Raw genomic sequence first — 22765 nt, 5'->3', positions numbered from 1 at the left:
CGGTACGTCGTAGCAGATCAGACGGTTTCGACGACCGAGGTCGGCGCCACCGCCGCGTCATCGCCCGGCTTGCCCTCGCCCGGGCCCGCGCCCTTCAGCGGGACCTCCTTCACGAACACGGCCGCCACCAGCGCGACGACCGCGACCACGGCGCCCAGCAGGAAGGCGGAGTGCGTGCCGGAGGACACCGCGTGCTGGTACGCCTCGCGCGCCGCCACCGGCAGCTTCGCCAGGCTCGCCGCGTTCAGCTGCGGGGACTGCTCGGTGACCTTCGAGCCGAGCGCGCCGGCCCGCTCCGCCATCACGTGCTGGACCCGGTTGTTGAACAGGGCGCCCATGATGGCGACGCCGAAGGAGGAGCCGAGCGTACGGAACAGGGTGGTGGAGGAGGACGCGACGCCCATGTCCTTCATCTGCACGCTGTTCTGCGCGACCAGCATGGTGATCTGCATCAGACAGCCCATGCCGAGACCGACGACGGCCATGAAGACGCCGGAGGTGAGGCGGCTCGTACCGGTGTCCATCGTGGACAGCAGGTACAGCCCGACGACCATCAGCGCGCTGCCGACGAGCGGGAAGACCTTGTACCTGCCGGTGCTCGTGGTCACCCGTCCGGCGACCATCGAGGTGACGAGCATCGCGCCGAGCATCGGCAGGAGCAGCAGACCGGAGTTGGTCGCGGAGGCGCCCTGCACCGACTGCTGGTACAGCGGGAGGAAGAGCGTCGCACCGAACATCACGAAGCCGGTGACGAAGCCGATGGTCGACATCAGGCTGAAGTTGCGGCTGCGGAAGATGTGCAGCGGCAGGATCGGCTCGACCGCCCTGCGCTGCCAGAAGACGAAGCCGATGAGCGAGGCGACACCGATCGCGATGAGCTCCATGATCCGCGCGGAGGACCAGGCGTACTCCGAACCGCCCCAGGTGGTGACGAGCACGATGGAGGTGATGCCCACGGTCAGCAGTCCGGCGCCCAGGTAGTCGATGCGCGTCTCGGCCCGCTTCTTCGGCAGGTGCAGTACGACGCTGATCGCGGTGAGGGCCACCACGCCGAGCGGCAGGTTGATGTAGAAGGACCAGCGCCAGCCCCAGTTGTCGGTGATGGTGCCGCCGACCAGCGGACCGCCGATCATCGCGAGCGCCATGACGCCGGCCATCATGCCCTGGTACTTGCCGCGCTCGCGGGGCGGGATGAGGTCACCGATGATCGCCATGACGCCGACCATCAGACCGCCGGCGCCGAGACCCTGCACGGCACGGAACCCGATCAGCTCGCCCATGTTCTGGGCCATGCCGCTGAGCGCGGAGCCGATCAGGAAGATCACGATCGAGGTCATGAAGGCGCCCTTGCGCCCGTACATGTCGCCGAGCTTGCCCCAGATGGGGGTGGAGGCGGCGGTCGCCAGGGTGTACCCGGTCACGACCCACGAGAGGTGTTCCAGGCCGCCGAGTTCACCGACGATCGTCGGCATCGCCGTGCCCACGATCATGTTGTCGAGCATCGCGAGCATCATCGTGATCATGAGCGCGAGCAGGACCACCCGCACGCTCCTGGGCTGTTTCTCCGCCCGGGTTTCTGTGTTCTCTGTGTCCGCCATCGTTTCCCACTCCCCTGGGTACCACCGCCCGCGACCTACTTACTTGCCGCCCGGCTAGTTGACTACACTGTGAAGGTAGACGCGCAACTAGCCGGGCGTCAAGTAAGTATGACGGGGGTGCGAGGATGGGCGGCACGATGGACGGCACCAAGCGGCAGCGCCGCGGCAACACCCGCCAGCGCATCCAGGACGTGGCGCTCGAGCTCTTCGCCGAGCAGGGCTACGAGAAGACCTCGCTGCGTGAGATCGCCGAGCGCCTGGACGTCACCAAGGCGGCGCTGTACTACCACTTCAAGACCAAGGAAGAGATCATCGTCAGTCTCTTCGCCGACCTGACCCAGCCGATGGAGGACCTCATCGAGTGGGGGCGGCAGCAGCCGCACAACCTGGAGACGAAGCGGGAGATCCTCGGCCGCTACAGCCAGGCCCTGTCCGACGCGGCGCCGCTGTTCCGCTTCATGCAGGAGAACCAGGCAACGATGCGGGAACTGAGCATCGGCGAGTCGTTCAAGACCCGCATGATGGGCATGCGCGAGATCATCGTCGACCCGGACGCGGACCTGGTCGCCCAGGTCCGCTGCGTCAGCGCCCTGTTCACGCTGCACGCCGGGATGTTCTTCCTGCACGACCTCAACGGCCGGCCCGAGGAGAAGCGCGAGGCCGTCCTCCAGGTCGCCATCGACCTGGTGACACAGGCACATCAGGGGTCGTAGACCCTGTCGGCGCCCCCGGTCGGATCAGGGATCGCAGCCGCCGGACGGAACCCGGCCGGATCAGGGGCCGTAGAGCCTGTCGGCGGGACCCGGCCGCATCAGGCATCGCAGACCCCGCCGGACGGAACCCGGCCGGACCTAGACCGTCACGCCCTTGGCGCGCAGGAAGGCGACCGGGTCGATGGCCGAGCCGTAGTTCGGGGTCGTGCGGATCTCGAAGTGCAGGTGCGGGCCACTGGAGTTGCCCGTGTTGCCGGACCGGGCTATGTGCTGGCCGGTGGCGACGACCTGGCCGACCCGCACGTCGATGCGCGAGAGGTGGGCGTACTGCGAGTACGTGCCGTTGCCGTGCCGGATGACTATCGCGTTGCCGTACGCGGGCCCGTCACCGGCGCCGTTGCCGCCGGCCTTGACGACCGTGCCGCCGTGCGCGGCCATCACGTTGGTGCCGCTGGCCACGGCGAAGTCCTGCCCGCTGTGGGTGGAGTGCCACATGCCGCCGGCCTGGGCGAACTTCGCGGAGAGGGTGTATTTCTTCACCGGGTCGATCCAGGAGGCGGCCTTCTTCGCGGCGGCCCTCTTGGCGACGGCGGCCTTCTTCACGGCGGCCGCCTTCTTCACGGTCGCGGCCTTGGCCTGCGCCGCGGCCTGCGCCTGAACCGCGTTGGCGGCACCGGCGGCGGGCAGGGCCGTCACGCCGGTGTCGGCTGCGGCCGCGACCCCGGCCCCCAGCACGACCGACGCTCCCAGGCCCGTGGCCAGGAGGGCCGCACGGGTACGAAGGCGGGACGCACGGGAAGAACGGGACGAGACGCGCTGGGTCATCGGATACCTCACGGGACGGGGACAAGGAGAACCACCCGGCGCACTGTCATCCGCCGGATGGGGCATCCCTTGGTAACCCTGGAGCCCACCGGCACCCAAACGGCTCATCTACGACGGAACCTAGTAGTTCGGCATAAAACCTCCCTCTTATTGACAGACGCGCTATCCACGCCGAATCCACCCACTACGGCCGCATCCGACCCTCACCTGAAGACTAAAAGTCCTTTTTGCCCGAATCTGTCCATGCACTAAGTGGGTTAGTAACAGACAAATCAGCTGTGCGGCATGTCACCGGCCGACAAGATCCGAACTCCCGGGAATGTGACCGGGACTACGCTGCCGACCAGTCAACGGGGCTCAGGGGGAGGCCACATGGAACCGACGACGGTGGGCGTGAAGGTGGCGTCGAGCGTGGTCACCCCGCTGGTCCGCAGACTCTTCGTCACCGAGGGCCCGGGCGCCGCCCTGGTCGACAGACCGATCCGGATAGCGGGCTTCGTCTCCTTCCGGGGAGAGAAGCGCACCCTCGACGAACCCGCTCTGCGCAGACTCGCGGCCGAACTGGTCCGCCAGGGCCTGAAGACCGGGGAACGACCCGTCCACGCCGACGAGGAACAGGCCGTCGTCCACGCCCTCACCGACACCCTCCACGCCCTCGGCGACCTCACCATGACGGACGCCCAGGCCGTCGAGCTCGGTCACGAGTTCCTCGCGGCGAACCTCCGCTCGTCCGCCGGCCACCCGGACCGCGACCTCTCCCTCGACGCGGGCCTGTTCTACGGCCGTCTGCTCACCACGGCCTGTCTGCACATCGTCCACTTCTTCACCCAGCGGTCCAGCTTCGTCGCCCGCACACTGGTCGAGCAGAGCCGCAGGCAGCGCGAACTCATCGCCAAGGTCGACGCGTTGATCGCCAGGACACCCCCGACCGGCGGCACCGACACCGCCTTCGAACAGCGCTACCTGACCTACCTGGCGACCAGGCACAGCCACCTCACCATCTACGGCATCGACCTGGCGAACTCCCCCGACCGCTGGCCCCTGGACGCCGCCTACCTCAGCCTCCAGGCCCTCGGGCCGGCCGGACACGACCACACGGCCGGCCCCGGCGGCCCGCACCCCGCCTCCGCCGCGACGCCCCGGCCCGCCGACCGGGCGCTCGCCGCCCACGAGCGGGTGCTGCTGCGCGGGGTCGCCGGCTCCGGGAAGACCACGCTCGTGCAGTGGCACGCGGTCACCGCGGCCCGGGGCGAGCACGGTGACCTCATCCCGTTCGTCCTGCCCCTGCGCACCCTCGTCCGCCGCCCCGACGGCCTCCCGGCCCCCGACGCCTTCCTCGCGGCCGTCCGCGTCCCCTTCCACGCGAGCGGGCCTGACGGCTGGGCCGACCGCGTGCTCGCCGCGGGGCGCGGGCTGCTCCTGGTCGACGGCGTCGACGAGATCCCCGAGCGGGAACGCGAGCACACCCGCCGCTGGCTGCGGGACCTGCTGGACGTCTATCCCGGCAACCGGTGGCTGGTCACCTCCCGCCCCTCGGCCGTACGGGAGGACTGGCTCGCCCCCGACGGCTTCACGGAGCTGGCCCTGACCCCCATGGGCCCCGACGACGTCGCCGCCTTCGTCGCCCGCTGGCACGCGGCGGCCCGCAGCCACGCCCACGGAAGCGACCTGGACCGCCTCGACGGCTACGAACGCGGCCTCCTCGACGCCGTCCGGACCACACCCGACCTCGGCCGGCTCGCCACCAACCCCCTCATGTGCGGCCTGATGTGCGCCCTGCACCGCGACCGGCGCGGCCATCTCCCGCACGGCCGCCCGGAGTTGTACGACGCCGCCCTGTCGATGCTGCTCGCGCGCCGGGACGAGGAGCGCGACATGGTCCCGCACGGCGGCGACCACGACGGCGTCCGCCTCACCGAACTCCCGCAGATCCAACTGCTCCAGCGCCTCGCCTACTGGCTGATCCGCAACAACCAGTCGGAGATGGACCGCGAACGGGCCGAACGCATCGTCGCCGACGTCCTGCCGTCCCTCCCGGCCGCCGCGGCACAGGGAGACGCCCCCGCGATCCTGCGGCACCTCCTCGTCCGCAGCGGGCTGCTGCGCGAACCCACCACCGGCACCGTCGAGTTCGTGCACCGCACCTTCCAGGACTACCTGGGCGCGAAAGCCGCTGTGGAGGACGGCGACTTCGGCCTGCTCGTCCGGGGCGCCACCGACGAACAGTGGGCGGACGTGGTGCGGATGGCGGTGGCGCACGCCCGTCCGCGCGAACGCGCCCGCCTGCTCACCGACCTGACCGCCTCGGCACGCCACCTCGCCGGCCCGGCGGCCACCCGCGTACGACTCCTCGCGCTCGCCGCCCTGGAACACGCCACCGAACTCGACCCTGACGTCTGGGCCGCCGTGGAACGCGACGCGGCCGCGCTCATCCCGCCCCGGACCACCCAGGAGGCCCGCGCCCTGGCCTCCGCCGGGCCGCTCGCGCTGGAGCTGCTGCCCGGCCCGGAGGGCCTCGGCGACGCGGAGGCGCGCGCGGTGGTGGTCACCGCCTCCCTCATCGGCACGGACGCGGCGGTACCCGTGCTGGCCCGCTTCCGGGCGCACCCGGCGCTGTGGGTGCGCGCCCAGCTCACCTGGACCTGGGACCGCTTCCCGACGCGGCGCTACGGCGACGAGGTCATCGCCCACCTGTCCGAGGACGACGACCTCTTCTTCACGGCACGCTCCCCCGCGGAACTCCGCCACCTGCGGAAACTCGGCGGCCGTGGCAGCGTCCAGCTCATCGGTCACCTCACCCCCGCCGAGATCGCCGCCGGCCTGGTTCCCGAGCGGGTGACCCAGCTGGTCCTGCACCGCAACGACCGGCTGGACGACCTGGGATGCCTCTCGTCCCTGCGCGGGCTGACCTATCTGTCCCTCGGCCGGTGCGCGAACGTACGGCAGCTCGACCCGCTCGTGCAACTGCCCCTGACCTGGGTGTCGTTGAACGACATGACCGGCCTGGAGCGGCAGGCCCTGCACGCGTTCTCCGGCTCCACGACGCTGGAACGGCTCGATGTCGGGACACCGCTGGAAGGAGAGACCCTCGACGCCGTCCTGCCCACCGGCCTGCCGTTGCGTCACCTGGGGCTCCACGAGGACGCGGTGCGGCACACCGGCCTGCGCGGCCTGGGCCGCTTCCGTGCGCTGCGCCGCCTGAGTCTGCTGCGGCTGCCCGCCGGGCTCTCGGCGGACGACCACGACGAGATCGCCCGGCTCCCCGCCCTGGAGGAGCTGCACATCGACTGGCCGGAGACCGGCTGGGCCGGCCCGCCCCTGCCCGGCGTCACCGCCCTGCGCCTCAGCGGGTTCCAGGGGTCGGAGGACCTCTCGGCCGTGCCGGACCTCTTCCCCGGGCTGCGCGAGGTCTCCGTGGTCCTGGCCCCGGACGTGACCGCCGTACCCGAGGACGTTTTCGCCCCGCTCCCCCGCACGCCCGAAGTCATCAAGGTCTACGGCGTACTGTGACGCACGTCTCTGGCCACCTACCCCCCAGTAACCCTACGGTTCCCCTCGCGCCATCCTCGTGAACGAACATGCACCCGACAACGGCACGTACGTCCGGACGTGAGAGGAACCCCCACACATGAGAAGCCGACGCCCCCTGGCGCGCCGCACCGCCGTCATCGCCGCCTCGGCGGCCGCCCTCGTGGCCATGGCCGCCCCGGCGGACGCCGTCACGGCGACGACGAGCACCTCCTCCACCACCGCTGCCGCCGCCGCCGAGGACGTCGACTACGCCACCTGGCAGCAGGACTGCAAGGCCGTGATGAACCAGGCGCTGCCCGCCCTGAGGCAGCGCATCGCCGCGACGAAACCGGGCGAGAAGCAGGCGATCGTCTTCGACATCGACAACACCACCCTGGAGACCGACTTCGGCTTCAGCTACCCCCAGCCGGCCAACAAGCCGGTCCTGGACGTCGCCAGGTACGCCCAGGAGCACGGTGTCTCGCTGTTCTTCGTCACCGCCCGCCCCGGCATCATCGACTCGGTGACCTCGTACAACCTCACCTACGACGGCTACAAGGTCTCCGGCCTCTACACGCGCGGCCTGCTCGACCTCTTCAAGGACGTCGCCGCCTACAAGACCGCCCAGCGCGTCGCCATCGAGTCGAAGGGCTACACGATCATCGCGAACATCGGCAACAGCGCCACCGATCTGTCGGGCGGCCACGCCGAGACGACGTACAAGCTCCCGGACTACGACGGTCAGCTGTCGTAGGGCCTCCGGACATGCGGAAGGGGCCGGTGCTGTGATCAGCACCGGCCCCTTCCGTCGAGACGGACCCCGGAGGGTTACGCCTCCTTGCTCAGGTTCGGACCGGCTCCGCCGGCCGCCTGCTCGATCGGCGGGACGTCCGGCAGGGCCGCCTTCTCCTCACCGCGGAAGGTGAAGGTCTGGGTCTCACCCTCGCCCTCGGTGTCCACGACCACGATGTGACCGGGACGCAGCTCGCCGAAGAGGATCTTCTCCGAGAGGGTGTCCTCGATCTCGCGCTGGATGGTGCGACGCAGCGGACGCGCACCCAGCACCGGGTCGTAACCCTTCTTGGACAGCAGTTCCTTGGCGGACTGGGAGAGCTCGAGGCCCATGTCCCGGTCCTTCAGGCGCTCGTCCACCTTGCCGATCATCAGGTCGACGATCCGGAGGATGTCCTCCTGGGTCAGCTGCGGGAAGACGACCACGTCGTCGACGCGGTTGAGGAACTCGGGGCGGAAGTGCTGCTTGAGCTCGTCCGAGACCTTGTTCTTCATGCGCTCGTAGTTGGACTTCTTGTCGCCCGAGGCCGCGAAGCCCAGGTTGAAGCCCTTGGAGATGTCCCGGGTGCCGAGGTTGGTCGTCATGATGATGACCGTGTTCTTGAAGTCCACGACCCGGCCCTGGGAGTCGGTCAGGCGACCGTCCTCCAGGATCTGCAGCAGCGAGTTGAAGATGTCCGGGTGCGCCTTCTCGACCTCGTCGAACAGGACGACCGAGAACGGCTTGCGGCGGACCTTCTCGGTCAGCTGGCCGCCCTCTTCGTAGCCCACGTAGCCGGGGGGCGAACCGAAGAGACGCGAGACCGTGTGCTTCTCGCTGAACTCCGACATGTCGAGGGAGATCAGCGCGTCCTCGTCACCGAAGAGGAACTCGGCGAGCGCCTTGGACAGCTCGGTCTTACCGACACCGGACGGGCCGGCGAAGATGAACGAACCACCGGGACGCTTCGGGTCCTTCAGACCGGCACGCGTACGACGGATCGCCTTCGAGAGCGCCTTGACGGCGTCGACCTGGCCGATGACCCGCTTGTGGAGCTCGTCCTCCATGCGCAGCAGGCGGCTCGACTCCTCCTCGGTCAGCTTGAAGACCGGGATGCCGGTGGCCGTCGCGAGGACCTCGGCGATCAGCTCGCCGTCGACCTCGGCCACGACGTCCATGTCGCCGGCCTTCCACTCCTTCTCCCGCTTGGCCTTGGCGGCCAGGAGCTGCTTCTCCTTGTCGCGGAGGGAGGCGGCCTTCTCGAAGTCCTGCGAGTCGATCGCGGACTCCTTGTCGCGGCGCACGCCCGCGATCTTCTCGTCGAACTCGCGCAGGTCCGGCGGCGCGGTCATCCGGCGGATACGCATCCGGGAACCGGCCTCGTCGATCAGGTCGATCGCCTTGTCCGGCAGGAAGCGGTCCGAGATGTACCGGTCGGCCAGGGTGGCGGCCTGGACCAGCGCCTCGTCGGTGATGGAGACGCGGTGGTGCGCCTCGTACCGGTCGCGCAGGCCCTTGAGGATCTCGATGGTGTGCGGCAGCGACGGCTCCGCGACCTGGATCGGCTGGAAACGGCGCTCCAGGGCCGCGTCCTTCTCCAGGTGCTTGCGGTACTCGTCGAGCGTGGTCGCACCGATGGTCTGCAGCTCACCGCGGGCCAGCATCGGCTTCAGGATCGAAGCGGCGTCGATGGCGCCCTCGGCGGCACCCGCACCGACCAGCGTGTGGAGCTCGTCGATGAACAGGATGATGTCACCGCGGGTGCGGATCTCCTTGAGCACCTTCTTCAGGCGCTCCTCGAAGTCACCGCGGTAGCGGGAGCCGGCGACCAGCGCGCCGAGGTCGAGGGTGTAGAGGTGCTTGTCCTTGAGGGTCTCGGGCACCTCGCCCTTGACGATGGCCTGAGCGAGGCCCTCGACGACGGCGGTCTTGCCGACACCGGGCTCACCGATCAGGACCGGGTTGTTCTTGGTACGGCGGGACAGCACCTGCATGACCCGCTCGATCTCCTTCTCGCGCCCGATGACCGGGTCGAGCTTGGACTCACGAGCGGCCTGGGTGAGGTTCCGGCCGAACTGGTCGAGGACCAGGGACGTCGAGGGGGTGCCCTCCGCAGGACCGCCACTGGCGCCGGCGGTCTCCTTGCCCTGGTAACCGGAGAGCAGCTGGATGACCTGCTGCCGCACCCGGTTGAGATCAGCGCCCAGCTTGACCAGGACCTGGGCGGCGACGCCCTCGCCCTCACGGATCAGGCCGAGCAGGATGTGCTCCGTGCCGATGTAGTTGTGGCCCAGCTGAAGAGCCTCCCGGAGCGACAGCTCCAGGACCTTCTTGGCACGGGGGGTGAAGGGGATGTGGCCGGACGGGGCCTGCTGCCCCTGCCCGATGATCTCCTCCACCTGCTGGCGGACCGCCTCGAGCGAAATCCCGAGGCTCTCAAGGGCCTTGGCGGCGACACCCTCACCCTCGTGGATCAGGCCCAGGAGGATGTGCTCGGTGCCGATGTAGTTGTGGTTGAGCATCCGGGCTTCTTCCTGAGCCAGGACGACAACCCGCCGCGCGCGGTCGGTGAACCTCTCGAACATCGTTAATCGCTCCTCAGAGCGGTCAGGCAGTAAGGGGACGCTCCCCTCCCTGTCCTTCCGCAGCTTAGTCCCGCAAGCGGGGACCGCTCATTCCAACTGCCGACACCGGACCGAGAACCAACACTGCCTCCTGACCCCGAACGCCGACACCTACTCCAACCCGATCGTGCGAGACGATGTTCCCGCAGGCCAGGCAGTTACCCCCGCCACCAGTACGCCGATGGCGAACGTGAGACGGCCCGATCCGCGTGCCGCCCCCTCCCACTAGGGATTGTCTTACCCGCTCCGGCGGACACTCCATGCCGCGCGCACCGGTTCGCTCCGCTATGGGCGAACAACCTCGCTCCGCCCCGCACCCCCGTACGCCCCCCTGTCCGGCACTGTGTGCGTTTACCGAAACACCCAGCGTAACTCGCGGGGCTTTTCCGCGGTTGCACTTGGCATGGTTGGCACCCCTCGCCCGGTCCCGCTTCCCGTCCGCGCTTCCCACTCGCCCTCCCTCCCGCCGGCCGCCTCGCCGCCCGCCCTGCTCCCTCTCCCGCTTCCCCGCCGGCCGCTCGACGCGAGCGATCAGATCCGCCGGTGGTACGAGAACGAACTGGGCTGGCCGACAGTGCCCGCCGGCCCGGAGGGCGCGGCCGGTGCCGACAGCCCGGGGAGCCCAGCAGGGCCTGCGGGTCGGAGAGGGTCCGTCGGCCCGGGCGGTCCCGAGATCGCCGGGGTCCCGGTGCGGCTGCGGACGGGCGTGCGCTTCGACGTCCTGGACGTGCCGGCCGAGGCGGGCCGGGCGGCGCTGCGGCACCTCGCGCCGGACTCCCCGGTGGCCGTGCGGGGCGACCGGATGCGGCTGCTGGTGGCGGCGGGCAGCGCGGAGGAGCTGCCGGGGCTGCTGGACTGGCTGGAGTGGGGGGCGCTGGCCCTCGACCTCACGGTGCTCGGCGAGGGCGGGCTGATGGACGCGCCCGCTCCCCCCGGCGCGGGGCGGACCGGAGGGCCCTCGCTCTCCCCGGGCCGCGCGGAGGTCCTGCAGGGGGCCGCCACGTGGTTGCGGCCCCCCGGGCCGGGACGCGAGGTCGAGGCCTCGCTGCCGACGCTGTCGGCCTTGGGGGGCGGTGGGGGCGCCCCCGATCTCGTACGCGTGGTGGCCACCGCGGCGACGCGGTGCCACCGGCTGAGGCTGATGCGCGCGTGCGCTCAGCCGTTGGCCTTCTCGTAGGCCTCGCGAATCGACGCCGGAACGCGGCCGCGGTCGTTGACCTCGTAGCCGTTCTCCTTGGCCCACGCGCGGATCTGCGCGGTGTCCTGGCTGCCGCCTGAAGCGACGCGCGCCTTTCCGCGCCCGCCCGCGGCACGGCCCCCGGTACGGCGGCCGCCCTTCACGTAAGGGTCGAGAAGACCGCGCAGCTTGTCCGCATTGGCGGTCGTGAGATCGATCTCGTAAGTCTTGCCGTCCAGCGCGAACGTGACAGTCTCGTCCGCCTCGCCGCCGTCGAGGTCGTCGACAAGAAGGACCTGAACCTTCTGTGCCACCGGATTTCCTTTCATCCATAACCTGTGGGCCCGGGGCCCGCGGCGTCCGCCGTTTCGCCGTCCCCTGTTATATGCAGTACTGCAGTACGTCGGAAAGCAAACCGCTTTTGCCGGAAAAACACAAACCCCTGGCGGAGACCCGCAGGTCCACACCGGTCCGGAAACGTGCGCGTTTCGGACATAGGGAACCCGGGCAGGGCGGGCCGGAGTGAAATAGTTCTTGACGGTCCTTGTGGATCCTTGACGGACCTTGGGGATGCGTGTGGATGCCCGGCGATCACAGATGCAGAAGCATCCGACTGTTGCCCAAGGTGTTCGGTTTCACCCGTTCGAGACCGAGGAACTCCGCAACGCCTTCGTCATAGGAACGCAGGAGCTCCGCGTAGACATCGGTGTCGACGGGTGTCTCGCCGATCTCGACGAAGCCGTGCTTGCCGAAGAAGTCCACTTCGAAGGTCAGACAGAAAACGCGGCGAACACCGAGCCAGCGCGCGGTCTCCAGCAACTTCTCCAGCAACCGATGACCCACGCCGGCACCCTTGAGGCCGTCCTTCACGGCGAGAGTGCGGACTTCCGCGAGGTCTTCCCACATCACGTGCAGAGCGCCGCAGCCGACGACCTCGGCGTTGTCGTCCCGTTCGGCGACCCAGAACTCCTGGATGTCCTCGTAAAGCGTCACCGTGGCTTTGTCGAGCAGGATGCGGTCACGGACGTAGGCGTCGAGGAGACGGCGCACGGCCGGGACATCGCTGGTTCGGGCCCGCCGGACGGTGATGGCTTTCGAGGTGACTTCGGGGCGCTCTGCTGACATGAGCGGACGCTATCGCCCGCCGGTCTCCGGCGCCGAGCCGGGGTTCCCGGCGCCGGTATCGGGTGCGGTATCCGGGGCGGGTTCGGGAGTTTCCGGTCCCTGGACGATCCGTACGGCGTCCCGCAGGGCATGTCGCTGTTCCTCGCTCATCATCCCGAAGAACGCGACGAGAGCGGCGGCGGGGTTGTCGCTCTGGGACCAGGCGTCGTTCATCAGCGCGGCGGCGTAGGCGGCCCGTGTGGAGACCGCCTCATATCGATAGGCCCGGCCTTCCGCCTCACGGCGCACCCAGCCCTTCTGATGGAGATTGTCCAAAACGGTCATCACCGTGGTGTAGGCGATGGACCGTTCCTGCCGAAGGTCTTCCAGGACTTCCCGAACGGTCACCGGGCGGTTCCACTTCCACACCCGCGTCATGACCGCGTCTTCGAGTTCTCCCAATGGGCGAGGCACAGCTCAGCACAATAGTGGGAGATCCGGACATTGACCTGCCGGACGTGCGCTTTTACCGGCAAAGACGACAAAAAGGGCGTACGACGGGGAAGTCGTACGCCCTGCGGGGTGCGGCGGGTTCAGGCGTCGGTGGGCGCCGAGGTCCGGCGGGCGCTCTCCGCGCGCGCGAGGGCGGCGTCGACGGCGGCGTCCTCCTTGGCCTTGTTGGCCCCGCCCTGGGTCTTCACGATGACCCGGATGAGCCCGATGAAGAAGACGGCCATGACGACCGGAGGCACGAGCGCGGAGACGTAGTCCATGCGTCCAGAGTAGCCACGGCCCGGGGGACGGGCGGGGCGGGGTGCGGCGAAACGGGCCGGACGGCGGTCGCGGGCCCCTCAGACGGCGGTGAGCTGGTGCGGCGGGTTCGCCGGCGGCGGGGCGGGCTTGCGGCGGGGGAAGACCTCGCCCGGGGTCGGGATGGGGCGGGCCGGCCGGGGGGCGTCGGGGGCGGGCCGGGGGGCCGGCCGCTCGGCGGGCTTCTTCTCGGGCCGCCGGGCGGGATCCTGGCCGCCCGTCCCGACCGCGGCCGTCCGACCGCCCGTGCGGCCGCCGGGAAGGGCCAGCAGGCGCGTACGGGAGGCGGGAACCGTCGGGACGGCCGCGACGGCCGCGGGCGCGGCCCGGCGCGCGAGACGGGCCCGCACGTCCTGCTCGGCCAGCGGCCGGCAGCGGTCCAGGAGCGCGGCCGCCACGGGGTTGCCGCGCAGCGCCCGCAGCGCGGCGAGGTCGTCGGCGTCCGGGCGGTGTCCGGCACCGAGGGCCTCGTCGAGGAGCGCGAGGTAGCCGGCCGCGGTGCCCGGCAGGGCGGCCCGGTAGCGGACGAGGTCGGCCACCAGGAAGGCCCGCAGCCGGGCGCCCTCCCGCAGCGCCTCGTCGAGGGACTCGGCGAGCCGGAGACAGTCCTGGACGTCCTCGGCCGTGGCGGGGCTGGGCTGGAGGGCGAGGGCGAGAGCGCGGCGGAGCACACGCAGCTCCTCCGCACCGAACGCCATGCCGCCGCGGGATCCATATGGCGTGGGCATGCGGCGACAGTACCCGCTAATCAGACAAACCCGACATAGCGGGCAGGTGTGGCGCGGTGCGGCCACCCGGGCGGCGGGTGAGACGGGTGCGGCGGCCGGGTCACACGCCCCGGTGAACGGGAAGGCCGCCGGGTCACACGTCCCGGTGAGCGGGTACGGCGGGCTGGTTTGCGCGCCCTGCTGGGCCAGTGCCGCCGGCGATCCGCGCGCCCTGCTGGGCCAGTGCCGCCGGCGATCCGCGCGCCCGGCGGGGCGAAAGCGGCCTGTAATTTACGCGCCCGGCTGGGCGTGTGCAGTCGCCGGGCCGCGCGCCCGGGTGAGCGAGTGCCGCCGGTGATCCGCGCGCCCTGGTGGGCGAGTGCCGTCGGTGACCGCGCCAGGCTCACATGCGGGCCATGTTCCGTTCGTAGACCAGTCGCAGGCCCACCAGTGTCAGCCACGGTTCGTGCTCGTCGATGACCGAGGACTCCCCCAGCACCATGGGCGCCAGCCCGCCCGTGGCGATCACCGTCACCTCGTCGGGGTCCTGGGCCAGCTCCCGCGCCATCCGCTGCACGACGCCGTCCACCTGGCCGGCGAAGCCGTAGACGATGCCCGACTGCATCGCCTCGACCGTGTTCTTGCCGATCACGCTCCGCGGCCGTGCCACCTCGATCTTCCGCAGTTGGGCGCCCTTGACGCCCAGCGCCTCGACCGAGATCTCGATGCCGGGGGCGATGACCCCGCCGACGTACTCCCCGCGGGCGCTGACCGCGTCGAACGTCGTCGCCGTACCGAAGTCGACCACGATCGCCGGGCCGCCGAAGAGCTCGACGGCGGCGACCGCGTTGATGATCCGGTCCGCGCCGACCTCCTTCGGGTTGTCGGTGAGGATCGGTACGCCCGTCTTGACGCCCGGCTCGACCAGGACCGCGGGCACGTCGCCGTAGTAGCGGCGGGTCACCTCGCGCAGCTCGTGCAGCACCGACGGCACGGTCGCGCAGATCGCGATGCCGTCGATGCCGTCTCCGAGCTCGTCGCCGAGGAGCGGGTGCATGCCCATCAGGCCCTGCAGCAGCACGGCCAGTTCGTCGGCCGTGCGGCGCGCGTCCGTGGAGATGCGCCAGTGCTCGACGATGTCCTCGCCGTCGAACAGTCCCAGAACGGTGTGCGTGTTGCCGACGTCGATCGTCAGGAGCATGGCCTTTACTCCGCCTCGCGCAGGTCGAGGCCGATGTCCAGGATCGGCGCGGAGTGGGTCAGCGCGCCGACGGCCAGGTAGTCCACACCCGTCTCCGCGTACGCCCTGGCGTTGTCCAGGGTGAGCCGGCCGGAGGCCTCCAGGGCGGCGCGGCCGTGCACGAGGGCCACCGCCTCCTCGCACTCGGCCGGCGTGAAGTTGTCCAGCAGGATCAGGTCGGCCCCCGCGTCCACCACCTCGCGCAGCTGGTGCAGCGTGTCGACCTCGACCTCGATCGGCACGTCCGGGAACGCCTCGCGCACGGCCTTGAACGCCTGGGCCACCCCGCCCGCGGCGACCACGTGGTTGTCCTTGACCAGGGCCGCGTCCGACAGCGACATGCGGTGGTTGACCCCGCCGCCGCAGCGGACCGCGTACTTCTCCAGGGAGCGCAGGCCGGGCGTCGTCTTGCGGGTGTCCCGCACCCGGGCGCCGGTGCCCTCCAGCGTGTCCGCCCACGCGCGCGTGGCGGTCGCGACGCCCGACAGACGGCACAGGAGGTTGAGAGCACTGCGCTCGGCGGTCAGCAGGTCACGCGTGCGCGTGGTGACCGACAGCAGCCTCTGCCCCTCCGCCACGCGGTCGCCGTCCTCGACGTGCCGCTCGACCTCCAGCTCGTCGGTGCAGACCACGGAGAGCACGGCTTCGGCCACCCGCAGGCCCGCCACGACGCCCGCCTCGCGCGCGGTGAAGTCGGCGGTGGCGACCGCGTCCTCGGGGATGGTCGCGACCGTCGTCACGTCCACCCCGTGGTCGAGGTCCTCCTGGATGGCGACGTTCGCGATGTCCTCGACCTCCACGGGGTCGAGGCCCGCGTCGGCCAGGAGCTGGGCGAGCGCGGGGTCGAGCCCGCACTCCAGGTATTCGTCGCCGGCGTCCGCGCCGCCACAGGCGCAGCCGTCGCCGCAGCCGCCGTTCGGCACGAGGGGGAGGTCGGGGGTGCTCACTGCTGTCACTGCTCCTGAAGGGGCTGCCGGTGCTGCCGGGTCGGGGGGAAGTCTGCGGTATCGGTGGTGTGTACGGCGAGCGTGCGGTCCGAATTCAGCCGTACGACGATGTGGCGGCGCCATGCCCGGTCGTCCCGGTCGGGCCGGTCCTCGCGCCAGTGGCAGCCGCGGGTCTCCTCGCGCTGGAGCGCGGCGGCGACCAGGACGCGGGCCACGCACAGGAGGTTGGTGGCCTCCCAGGTGTCGACCCCGGGCTCCGCCGTCTTGCCGTTCTCGTCGAGGGCGTCACGCGCGTCGCTGTGCAGCCGCTGGAGCCGGCCCGCGGCCGCCTCCAGCGAGGCGGCCGAGCGCAGGACGCCCGCGCCGTCCGTCATGATCCGCTGGATCGTGAAGCGGTCCTCGGGCGCGAGCAGCGGGTGCGCGGGCCGGCCGGGGTGCGGCACCGGCTCGGGCACCCGCGCGCGCAGGCCGTCGTCCGCCCGGCTCGCCGCGATGTCCGCGGAGATGCGCTCGGCGTACACCAGGCCCTCGAGGAGGGAGTTGGAGGCTAGCCGGTTCGCGCCGTGCACGCCCGTGCAGGCGACCTCACCGCAGGCGTACAGGCCGGGAACGGTGGTGCGGCCGCGGGAGTCGGTGCGCACGCCACCGGACGCGTAGTGGGCCGCCGGCGCGATCGGGATGGGCTCGGTGACCGGGTCGATGCCGTGCGTGCGGCAGGCGGCGAGGATCGTCGGGAAGCGGTGCTCCCACATGTCGGCGCCGAAGTGCCGGGCGTCGAGGAACATGTGCTCGGCGTCCTGCTCCTGCATGCGGCGCATGATGCCCTTGGCGACGATGTCCCGGGGCGCCAGTTCGGCCAGTTCGTGCTGCCCGACCATGAAGCGCACGCCGTCCGCGTCGACCAGGTGGGCGCCCTCGCCGCGGACCGCCTCGGAGACCAGGGGCTGCTGGCCCTCCGCGTCCGCGCCGAGGAACAGCACCGTCGGGTGGAACTGCACGAACTCCAGGTCGGAGACCTCCGCGCCGGCGCGCAGGGCGAGAGCCACGCCGTCGCCCGTGGACACGGACGGGTTGGTGGTGGCCGAGAAGACCTGGCCCATACCGCCGGTCGCCAGGACCACGGCGGGAGCGTGCACGGCGCCCACGCCGTCGTGCTGGCCCTCGCCCATGACGTGCAGGCTCACGCCCGCGGTGCGGCCCTCCGCGTCCGTGAGCAGGTCCAGGACGAGCGCGTTCTCGATGGTCCGCATGCCACGCGCGTGGCATGCCTCGACGAGGGCGCGGGAGATCTCGGCGCCGGTCGCGTCACCGCCCGCGTGCGCGATACGGCGCCGGTGGTGGCCGCCCTCGCGGGTGAGTTCGAGGCCGCCCTCGGAGGACTCGTCGAAGTGGGCGCCGGTCTCGATCAGCCGGCGTACGGCGCCGGGGCCCTCGGTGACCAGGAGCCGTACCGCCTCCTCGTCACACAGGCCGGCGCCCGCCACCAGCGTGTCGTCCAGGTGCTGTTCCGGCGTGTCCCCGTCGCCCAGGGCCGCGGCGACACCGCCCTGCGCCCAGCGGGTGGAGCCGTCGTCCAGACGGGCCTTGGTGACGACGACGGTCGTCAGGCCGGCGGCCTCGCAGCGCAGGGCCGCGGTCAGCCCGGCGACTCCGGAGCCGACGACCACCACGTCCGCGGTGATGTTCCAGCCGGGCGCGGGCGCGTGCAGTCGTATGCCTGTGCTGGTCACGAGGCGGCTCCGAAGGTGAGGGGGATGTTGTCGATCAGCCGGGTCGTCCCGACCCGGGCCGCGACGGCGAGGACGGCCTCGCCGGTGAAGTCGTCCGCGATGTCCGTGAAGTCGGACGGGTCGACGAGAGCCAGGTAGTCCAGGTCCAGCGGCGGGTCCAGCCGGGCGGCCTCGTCGAGGACCAGGCGGGCGGCCGCTCGGACGGCCGCCGGGCCGCCCGGGGACGCCTGCGCGACGGCGTGCGCGTCGGCGGCCGCGCGGGACTCCCCTATGGCGCTGAGCGCCTCGGCGCGCGCGTGCGTGGCGGGCACCTCGCGCGCCCGTGCGCGCAGCGCCTCCTGGGCGGCGTGCCGGTCGGCGCCCGCGAACAGGGCCCGGGACAGGGCGAGAGCGGTGCGGCGCGCCCCGGCCGAGAGGTACCGGTTGCGGCTGGACAGGGCGAGGCCGTCGTCCTCCCGGACCGTGGGCACGCCGACGATCTCGACGCCGAAGTTCAGGTCACGGACCATCCGGCGGATCAGGGCGAGCTGCTGGGCGTCCTTCTGCCCGTACAGCGCGAGGTCGGGGCGCGTGAGGTGCAGCAGCTTGGCGACGACGGTGAGCATGCCGTCGAAGTGCCCGGGACGCGCGGCACCCTCCAGGCGCCCGCCCATGGGTCCCGCCGTGACGCGGACCTGGGGTTCGCCGCCGGGGTAGACCTCCTCCACGGACGGGGCGAACACGGCGTCCGCGCCGGCCGCCTCGGCGATCTTGAGGTCGGCGTCCAGGGTGCGCGGGTAGCGGTCGAGGTCCTCGCCCGCGCCGAACTGGAGGGGGTTCACGAAGACGGTGACGACGACCTCGCCGTCCGGGCCGGCGATCTCGCGCGCGGTGCGGATCAGGGTGGCGTGGCCCTCGTGCAGGGCGCCCATGGTCATCACGACGGCCCGCCTGCCCACGCGCGCGCGTGCGTGCAGTTCGTCGGCGGTACGCAGCAGCGTGGTGGTCATCGGGCGTCTCCCTCTGCGCCGTCGGTCCCGGCGGCGCCGGTTCCGTCGGCGAGTACCCCGAGGAGGTCCTCGGCGAGTTCCGGTTTCAGCAGGCCGTGGGCGAGCGCCCGGTCGGCGGTCGCGCGGGCCATCGCCAGATACCCGGCGACGGTCTGCGGGGCGTGCGCGCGCAACTCCGCGACGTGCGCGGCGACCGTGCCGGCGTCCCCGCGCGCGACGGGGCCGGTCAGCGCCGCGTCGCCGGAGCGCAGGGCGTTGTCGAGGGCGGCGCCGAGCAGCGGGCCGAGCATCCGGTCCGGGGCCTCGACACCGGCGGCGCGCAGCAGCTCCATGGACTGGGCGACCAGCGTGACCAGGTGGTTGGCGCCCAGCGCGAGCGCCGCGTGGTACAGCGGGCGGTTCTCCTCGGCGATCCACTCGGGTTCGCCGCCCATCTCGATGACCAGGGCCTCGGCGGCCAGCCGCAGTTCTTCGGGCGCGGTGACGCCGAAGGAGCAGCCGGCCAGGCGCTGGACGTCCACGGCGGTGCCGGTGAAGGTCATCGCCGGGTGCAGCGCCAGCGGCAGCGCGCCCGCGCGCAGGGCGGGGGCGAGGACCTTCGCGCCGTAGCGCCCGGAGGTGTGCACCAGCAGCTGGCCCGGCCGCACGGCGCCGGTCTCCGCGAGGCCCTCCACGAGGCCGGGCAGCGCGTCGTCCGGGACCGTCAGCAGCACCAGGTCGGCACGGCGCATGACCTCGGCGGGCGGTACCAGGGGCACGTCGGGCAGCAGGTGCGCGGCGCGGCGCCTGGAGGCGTCGGAGACTCCGGAGACGGCCACCGGGCGGTGTCCGGCGAGCTGGAGCGAGGCGGCGAGCGCGGGGCCCACGCGGCCGGCGCCGACGACGCCGACGGTGAGCCGCGCGGGGCGGTCCCTGGGGTCTGGCTGGTGGACTGTACTCACGCGACGGCGGCCTTCCCGTTCCAGTCCGCTCTGGGTACCGGACGATTTCTCGTCATGTTAACGCGATTGGTTCCGGGGGCGTCGGGTTGTCCACAGGCTGTGGGTTTCCGCGCACCGCGCGCGGGCGGTCGCGGCGGGAAAGGCGGGTACCGCGCGGACCGGCGGGAAAGACGGGTGCCGCGCGGGCCCGCGGGAAACGCGGGTGCCCTCCGGGCCCGCAGGCGGCATGATCCGGGCATGAGCGATACGGCGCGGCAGGACCGGGACGAGCGGCGACCTGGGCAGGAGTCCGACGAGGACCGACCGGGAGGGGACGCCGGTGTCGAGCGGTGGGGGCCGGCAGCCGGCGACGGGCAACCCCGAACTGCAGACGGCGACGAGCCGTCCGGACCGGAAGACGGCGACGAGCCGTCCGGACCGGAAGCCGGCGACGAGCCGTCCGGACCGGAAGCCGGCGACGAGCCGTCCGGACCGGAAGCCGGCGACGAGCCGTCCGGACCGGAAGCCGGACCGGAAGCCGAGGAGGACCGGCTCCGCCGGCGGCGGGACCGGCGCATCGCCGCCACCCGAGGCGCGGACCGGGCACTCGCGCGCCTCGGCTTCCTCGGTTCGCTCCGGGACCGGCTCGCCCTGTTGGACGCGGCGGCGGACGTGTACGACCTGGACGAGACCTCGGACATCTACGGCAACGGCGTCGTCGAGGCGCTGGAGGAGAAGGTCGCCGGGCTGCTCGGCAAGGAGGCCGCCGCGTTCTTCCCCACGGGCACCATGGCCCAGCAGGTGGCCCTGCGCTGCTGGGCGGGCCGCACCGGTGACCGGGCCGTCGCCCTGCACGCGCTGGCGCACCCCGAGGTGCATGAGCGCGACGCGTTCAGCCAGGTCAGCGGCCTGCGCCCGGTCACGATGACGAGCGAGGCACGGCAGCCGACCGCCGCCGAGGTACGCGGCTTCGAGGAGCCGTTCGGGGCGTTGATGCTGGAACTCCCGCTCAGGGACGCCGGTTTCGTGCTGCCGTCCTGGGAGGAGCTGACCGAGATCGTGGAGGCGGCGCGCGAGCGCGACGCGGTGGTGCACTTCGACGGCGCGCGCCTGTGGGAGACCACCGTCCACTTCGACCGCTCCCTGGCGGAGATCGCGGACCTGGCGGACAGCGTCTACGTGTCGTTCTACAAGTCCCTGGAGGCTTTCGGCGGGGCGGCCGTGGCCGGGCCCAGGACGCTCGTCGAGGAGGCGAAGGTCTGGCGACACCGCTACGGCGGCGCCGTGTTCCAGCAGTTCCCCACCGCGCTGTCCGCACTCGTCGGCCTGGAGCGGCAGCTGCCGCTCCTGCCCGCGTACGTGGCGCAGGCGCGCGTCGTGGCCGCCGCGCTGCGCGAGGGCCTCGCGGCGGCCGGGGTGCCGTGGGCGCGCGTGCACCCCGAGGTGCCGCACACCCATGACTTCCAGGTCTGGCTGCCGTACGACGTCGACGTGGTCTCCGAGGCCGCGATCCGGCAGGCCGAGGAGACGGGCGCCGTGCTGTTCGCCAACGCCTGGGACCGCAGGGGTCCGGGCCTGTGCGCGACGGAGGTCTACGTCCGGGAGGCCGCCCTGGAGTGGACGGCCGAGGACGTGCGGGCCGCCGCCACGGAGTTCGGCTCCCGACTGGTCGAGGAGAGCCGCACGGCCCGAACGCCCCAGTGACGCATCTCACAGGGGACGGCGCGGGTCCAGGCGTCGCCATGCGCGGTCGCCGGCCGAGGCGGTCGGTCGCCGATCGAGGCCGTCAGGCGTCGGTCCCGCCGGTCGCCGGTCGAGGCCGTCAGGCGTCGGTCGCCGGTCGCCGGTCGCCGGTCGCCGGTCGCCGGTCGAAACCCTCAGGCGTCCGTCGCCGGTCGAAACCGTCGCGTCGCCGGTCGAGGTCGTCAGGCGTCGGTCGCGGGCCGCGCTGTCAGTGGCCGAGTGCACCATGAGGGCATGAGCGTGCGCATCGACATCGCAGGGCTGCGGCAGGAGCGGGTCGCCGTCGTGCCCTCTCCCCTGGCCGAGCTCGGCATGGCCCTGCACGCGCTCTCCGAGTCCGGTCACCATCCGGGACTCCAGGGCTGGGCGACCGGCGTGACCGCCCGGCTCGACTCGCACCTCGCTGACCGGATGTGCGAGGCGGACTTCCTGTGGCGGTCGACGTTCTCGGACCTGTTCCTGCCGGCGGCCGGCCTCCCGGGCGGCGCCACGCCGCCCGGTGCCACGCTCGCCGAGGAGCTGGACCTGCTGGACAAGCTCACGGACGAACAGTTCGTGGACGCGGCCCTGGAGTTCACCTGCGCCCTGCCCTACAGCGCGCACGGCCCGGCCGCCCTCGCCGACGCCGGACTGCGGCGCCGGGCGCTGGAGCTGGCCGCCGCGCGCGGGCCGCAGCAGATGCGCTTCAGCGAGCGGCTGCTGGCCGACCCGCCGCGGATCAGGGCCTGGCTCCGTCAGTTCCTGGAGGACTGCGAGGAGGCCTTCTTCGCGGAGACCTGGGACCGGCTGCGGCAGCAGCTCACGGCGGACGCCCGCCACAAGTCGGATCTGCTGCGACGCAAGGGCCTGGCGGAGGCACTGGCCGCGGTGTCCCCGGCGGTCACCCTCGACGAGAGCGCCGCGCGGATCACCGTCGACAAGCTCGGCGACGGCCGTACGGCGACGGCGGAGGGCGGGCTCCTGCTCGTCCCCACCAGCCTGGGCTGGCCGCACCTGATGGTCCTGCACCGGTACGGCTGGCAGCCCGTGCTGCACTACCCGGTGGGCGCCCCCGAGCTCACCGCCCCGCCCTCGGTTGAGCAGCTGACCCTGCGGATGTCGGCCCTGTCCCACCCGGTGCGGATGCGGCTGTGCCGCAGCCTGGCCCGCAGCGCGTTCACCACGGGCGAGTTGACCCAGGTCCACGGCATGACCGCCCCGGAGATATCCCGGCACCTGGGCGTCCTGAAGAAGGCCGGCCTGGTCACCACCCGCCGCCGCGGACGCTACGTGCTCCACCAACTGGACGTGACCCTGGTGGCCCGCCTGGGCAGCGACTTCCTGGAGGGCATCCTCAGGTAGGCAGGCCGGAGGCGG

19 protein-coding genes are annotated in these 22765 nt (G+C 71.8%); 6 read left to right on the top strand and 13 right to left on the bottom strand.

Annotated features, from left to right (window positions below; translation table 11 throughout):
- Nucleotides 1-17: 17 nt before the first annotated feature.
- Entirely contained in the window at nucleotides 18-1598 is a 1581-nt protein-coding gene (locus AC07AZ_RS11630) for an MDR family MFS transporter (protein WP_478846320.1), read from the bottom strand.
- Nucleotides 1599-1723: 125 nt separating this feature from the next.
- On the opposite strand from AC07AZ_RS11630, the gene AC07AZ_RS11625 reads away from it, so the two are divergent.
- Nucleotides 1724-2311 carry a TetR/AcrR family transcriptional regulator gene (locus tag AC07AZ_RS11625; RefSeq protein ID WP_478846318.1) on the top strand — a complete coding sequence of 196 codons (588 nt, stop codon included), beginning with the start codon at nucleotides 1724-1726 and terminating at the stop codon, nucleotides 2309-2311.
- A 138-nt stretch (nucleotides 2312-2449) separates the two neighbouring features.
- Here the strand turns inward: AC07AZ_RS11625 and AC07AZ_RS11620 are convergent, their stop codons facing one another.
- Nucleotides 2450-3136, bottom strand: a complete 687-nt coding sequence (locus tag AC07AZ_RS11620; RefSeq protein WP_478846316.1) for a M23 family metallopeptidase — start codon at nucleotides 3134-3136, stop codon at nucleotides 2450-2452.
- 372 nt (nucleotides 3137-3508) lie between these two features.
- Here AC07AZ_RS11620 and AC07AZ_RS11615 point away from each other — a divergent pair, with 372 nt between their 5' ends.
- Both AC07AZ_RS11615 and AC07AZ_RS11610 read left to right on the top strand, forming a co-directional pair.
- Entirely contained in the window at nucleotides 3509-6646 is a 3138-nt protein-coding gene (locus AC07AZ_RS11615) for an NACHT domain-containing protein (protein ID WP_478846314.1), read from the top strand.
- A 118-nt stretch (nucleotides 6647-6764) separates the two neighbouring features.
- A complete protein-coding gene (locus AC07AZ_RS11610; protein ID WP_478846312.1) occupies nucleotides 6765-7400 on the top strand; it encodes an HAD family acid phosphatase in 636 nt (211 codons plus the stop codon).
- A gap of 74 nt (nucleotides 7401-7474) precedes the next feature.
- Here the strand turns inward: AC07AZ_RS11610 and AC07AZ_RS11605 are convergent, their stop codons facing one another.
- The gene (locus AC07AZ_RS11605) at nucleotides 7475-10003 is read right to left on the bottom strand and encodes an ATP-dependent Clp protease ATP-binding subunit (RefSeq protein WP_478846310.1); all 2529 of its coding nucleotides are present in this window, start codon (nucleotides 10001-10003) and stop codon (nucleotides 7475-7477) included.
- Between the two features lie 526 nt (nucleotides 10004-10529).
- Here AC07AZ_RS11605 and AC07AZ_RS11600 point away from each other — a divergent pair.
- Nucleotides 10530-11219 (top strand): SCO3374 family protein, encoded by a 690-nt coding sequence (locus tag AC07AZ_RS11600; RefSeq protein ID WP_478846386.1) that lies wholly within the window; start codon nucleotides 10530-10532, stop codon nucleotides 11217-11219.
- Here AC07AZ_RS11600 and AC07AZ_RS11595 read toward each other — a convergent pair.
- The 10 genes from AC07AZ_RS11595 to AC07AZ_RS11550 all read right to left on the bottom strand — a co-directional run bounded on the left by AC07AZ_RS11595 (nucleotide 11198) and on the right by AC07AZ_RS11550 (nucleotide 19687).
- Nucleotides 11198-11533, bottom strand: coding sequence for a histone-like nucleoid-structuring protein Lsr2 (locus AC07AZ_RS11595; protein WP_371669927.1), 336 nt, complete (start codon nucleotides 11531-11533; stop codon nucleotides 11198-11200). The genes AC07AZ_RS11600 and AC07AZ_RS11595 overlap by 22 nt on opposite strands.
- A gap of 277 nt (nucleotides 11534-11810) precedes the next feature.
- Nucleotides 11811-12344, bottom strand: a complete 534-nt coding sequence (locus AC07AZ_RS11590) for an amino-acid N-acetyltransferase (RefSeq protein ID WP_478846307.1) — start codon at nucleotides 12342-12344, stop codon at nucleotides 11811-11813.
- A 9-nt stretch (nucleotides 12345-12353) separates the two neighbouring features.
- Complete coding sequence (locus AC07AZ_RS11585; RefSeq protein ID WP_478846305.1) at nucleotides 12354-12785, bottom strand: BlaI/MecI/CopY family transcriptional regulator; 432 nt, start codon at nucleotides 12783-12785, stop codon at nucleotides 12354-12356.
- Between the two features lie 131 nt (nucleotides 12786-12916).
- Nucleotides 12917-13096, bottom strand: coding sequence for a hypothetical protein (locus AC07AZ_RS11580; protein WP_478846303.1), 180 nt, complete (start codon nucleotides 13094-13096; stop codon nucleotides 12917-12919).
- 78 nt (nucleotides 13097-13174) lie between these two features.
- Complete coding sequence (locus AC07AZ_RS11575; protein ID WP_478846384.1) at nucleotides 13175-13831, bottom strand: hypothetical protein; 657 nt, start codon at nucleotides 13829-13831, stop codon at nucleotides 13175-13177.
- Nucleotides 13832-14243: 412 nt separating this feature from the next.
- Entirely contained in the window at nucleotides 14244-15041 is a 798-nt protein-coding gene (locus AC07AZ_RS11570) for a type III pantothenate kinase (RefSeq protein WP_478846301.1), read from the bottom strand.
- A 5-nt stretch (nucleotides 15042-15046) separates the two neighbouring features.
- Complete coding sequence (gene nadC / locus AC07AZ_RS11565; RefSeq protein ID WP_478846299.1) at nucleotides 15047-16027, bottom strand: carboxylating nicotinate-nucleotide diphosphorylase; 981 nt, start codon at nucleotides 16025-16027, stop codon at nucleotides 15047-15049.
- A gap of 5 nt (nucleotides 16028-16032) precedes the next feature.
- A complete protein-coding gene (locus AC07AZ_RS11560) occupies nucleotides 16033-17757 on the bottom strand; it encodes an L-aspartate oxidase (protein ID WP_478846297.1) in 1725 nt (574 codons plus the stop codon).
- Entirely contained in the window at nucleotides 17754-18746 is a 993-nt protein-coding gene (panC, locus tag AC07AZ_RS11555) for a pantoate--beta-alanine ligase (RefSeq protein ID WP_478846295.1), read from the bottom strand. The genes AC07AZ_RS11560 and panC overlap by 4 nt, the downstream gene beginning before the upstream one ends.
- Nucleotides 18743-19687 (bottom strand): Rossmann-like and DUF2520 domain-containing protein, encoded by a 945-nt coding sequence (locus AC07AZ_RS11550; protein ID WP_478846293.1) that lies wholly within the window; start codon nucleotides 19685-19687, stop codon nucleotides 18743-18745. The genes panC and AC07AZ_RS11550 overlap by 4 nt, the downstream gene beginning before the upstream one ends.
- A gap of 237 nt (nucleotides 19688-19924) precedes the next feature.
- On the opposite strand from AC07AZ_RS11550, the gene AC07AZ_RS11545 reads away from it, so the two are divergent.
- Together AC07AZ_RS11545 and AC07AZ_RS11540 are read left to right on the top strand one after the other, a co-directional pair.
- Nucleotides 19925-21370 (top strand): threonine aldolase family protein, encoded by a 1446-nt coding sequence (locus AC07AZ_RS11545; protein ID WP_478846291.1) that lies wholly within the window; start codon nucleotides 19925-19927, stop codon nucleotides 21368-21370.
- 273 nt (nucleotides 21371-21643) lie between these two features.
- Nucleotides 21644-22750, top strand: coding sequence for a DUF5937 family protein (locus tag AC07AZ_RS11540; RefSeq protein ID WP_478846289.1), 1107 nt, complete (start codon nucleotides 21644-21646; stop codon nucleotides 22748-22750).
- Nucleotides 22751-22765: the final 15 nt, after the last annotated feature.

It is taken from the genome of Streptomyces sp. NPDC043878 (genome assembly GCF_056435735.1).
This window is presented reverse-complemented; position numbering and strand designations above follow the sequence as displayed.

Coding starts and splice junctions, on each gene's coding strand:
- AC07AZ_RS11605 (WP_478846310.1), bottom strand. CDS start 10,003: ATGTTCGAGAGGTTCACCGACCGCGCGCGGCGGGTTGTCGTCCTGGCT.
- panC (WP_478846295.1), bottom strand. CDS start 18,746: ATGACCACCACGCTGCTGCGTACCGCCGACGAACTGCACGCACGCGCG.
- AC07AZ_RS11540 (WP_478846289.1), top strand. CDS start 21,644: ATGAGCGTGCGCATCGACATCGCAGGGCTGCGGCAGGAGCGGGTCGCC.
- AC07AZ_RS11545 (WP_478846291.1), top strand. CDS start 19,925: ATGAGCGATACGGCGCGGCAGGACCGGGACGAGCGGCGACCTGGGCAG.
- AC07AZ_RS11580 (WP_478846303.1), bottom strand. CDS start 13,096: ATGGACTACGTCTCCGCGCTCGTGCCTCCGGTCGTCATGGCCGTCTTC.
- AC07AZ_RS11575 (WP_478846384.1), bottom strand. CDS start 13,831: ATGGCGTTCGGTGCGGAGGAGCTGCGTGTGCTCCGCCGCGCTCTCGCC.
- AC07AZ_RS11630 (WP_478846320.1), bottom strand. CDS start 1,598: ATGGCGGACACAGAGAACACAGAAACCCGGGCGGAGAAACAGCCCAGG.
- AC07AZ_RS11615 (WP_478846314.1), top strand. CDS start 3,509: ATGGAACCGACGACGGTGGGCGTGAAGGTGGCGTCGAGCGTGGTCACC.
- AC07AZ_RS11590 (WP_478846307.1), bottom strand. CDS start 12,344: ATGTCAGCAGAGCGCCCCGAAGTCACCTCGAAAGCCATCACCGTCCGG.
- AC07AZ_RS11620 (WP_478846316.1), bottom strand. CDS start 3,136: ATGACCCAGCGCGTCTCGTCCCGTTCTTCCCGTGCGTCCCGCCTTCGT.
- AC07AZ_RS11625 (WP_478846318.1), top strand. CDS start 1,724: ATGGGCGGCACGATGGACGGCACCAAGCGGCAGCGCCGCGGCAACACC.
- AC07AZ_RS11570 (WP_478846301.1), bottom strand. CDS start 15,041: ATGCTCCTGACGATCGACGTCGGCAACACGCACACCGTTCTGGGACTG.
- AC07AZ_RS11610 (WP_478846312.1), top strand. CDS start 6,765: ATGAGAAGCCGACGCCCCCTGGCGCGCCGCACCGCCGTCATCGCCGCC.